Source organism: Kitasatospora sp. NPDC059571 (assembly GCF_042735675.1).
Taxonomy (GTDB): Bacteria; Actinomycetota; Actinomycetes; order Streptomycetales; family Streptomycetaceae; genus Kitasatospora.
The window spans coordinates 1-1,248 of record NZ_JBHWBW010000851.1; the positions used below are offsets into that span (position 1 = coordinate 1).

The following is a 1,248-nucleotide window of genomic DNA, read 5'->3' on the forward strand; positions in this document are numbered from 1 at the left end:
CGCCTACCTCGCCCCCCCCGCCCCCCCGCGCCCCGCCCCGGCGCGCGCCCCGGCCGGCCGGGCGGCCGCCCCCGCCCCCCCCGGGGCCCCCCCCCCCCCACGACCGGAGGCAGGCCGGAGATCCTCGCCCCCGGTGTGCCGCCTCGGTAGCGTGACGGGATGGAGATCCTCGCCTACGGCGTCCAAGCAGACGAACAGCCGCTCCTGGAGCAGGCCTTCGCGGGCCGACACTCCCTGCGCATCCTGGCCGTGTTCCTCGACCGCGACACCGCCCCGCTCGCGGCCGGCCACCCGGTCGTCAGCAGCAGCGTCAATGCCGTCCTCGACGCCGAGACCCTCACGGTGCTCGCCGCCGGCGGCACAAAGCTGATCGCCCAGCGTTCCACCGGCTTCAACAACATCGACCTCGAAGCCGCCGCCGAGCTCGGCCTCACCGTCGCCCGGGTCTCCTCCTACAGCCCGTACTCGGTCGCCGAACACGCCTGGGCCCTCGCCCTGGCCGTCAACCGCCGGCTCACCCGTGCCGCCAACCGGTCCCGCGAGTTCGACTTCCGCCTCGACGGACTGCTCGGGCGGGACGTCCACGGCATGACCGTCGGCGTCATCGGCACCGGCAAGATCGGCGAGTGCTTCGCCCGGATCGCGGCCGGCTTCGGCACCGAGCTGCTCGGCTGGGACATCGCGCAGAACCCGGCCTGCCTCGACCTCGGCATGACCTACACCGACCTGCCGGACCTCCTGGCCCGCACGGACCTCGTGAGCCTGCACGTCCCCCTCGTCCCGGCCACCCGCCACCTGATCGACGCGGCCGCGCTGGCCCTGATGAAGGACGACGCGATCCTCATCAACTCCAGCCGCGGCGGCCTCATCGACAGCGCCGCCCTGGTCGAGACACTCCGGGCCGGCCGCCTCTCCGGCGTCGGCCTCGACGTCTACGAGGAGGAGACCGGCGTCTTCTTCACCGACCGCTCCATCCACGGCATCGCCGACGACGTGCTCGCCCGCCTCGTCACCTTCCCCCAGGTCCTCGTCACCAGCCACCAGGCCTACTTCACCCGCACCGCCGTCGGCCAGATCATCGACGCCACGCTGCGCAACGTCGAGGACTTCGCGGCAGGACGGACGAGCGAGAACACGCTCGTTCCCAGGGCGGGAGCGTGAATCCCGGCCCGGGTGGCCGGGGGGCCCCACGGCCGCGGGGCCGGGGTTGAGGTGCCCGCCGCTGTGAGAAAAACAAATAACATCACA

1 protein-coding gene is annotated in these 1,248 nt (G+C 73.1%); it reads left to right on the plus strand.

What is annotated here, in order from left to right; all coding sequences use genetic code 11:
• Positions 1-159: 159 nt before the first annotated feature.
• Complete coding sequence (locus ACFV0G_RS39515; RefSeq protein WP_380558813.1) at positions 160-1,161, plus strand: 2-hydroxyacid dehydrogenase; 1,002 nt, start codon at positions 160-162, stop codon at positions 1,159-1,161.
• The last annotated feature ends 87 nt before the right edge of the window (positions 1,162-1,248 follow it).

Bases quoted from the DNA above. Each gene is read 5' to 3' on its own strand.
- ACFV0G_RS39515 (WP_380558813.1), top strand. From the start codon at position 160: ATGGAGATCCTCGCCTACGGCGTCCAAGCAGACGAACAGCCGCTCCTG.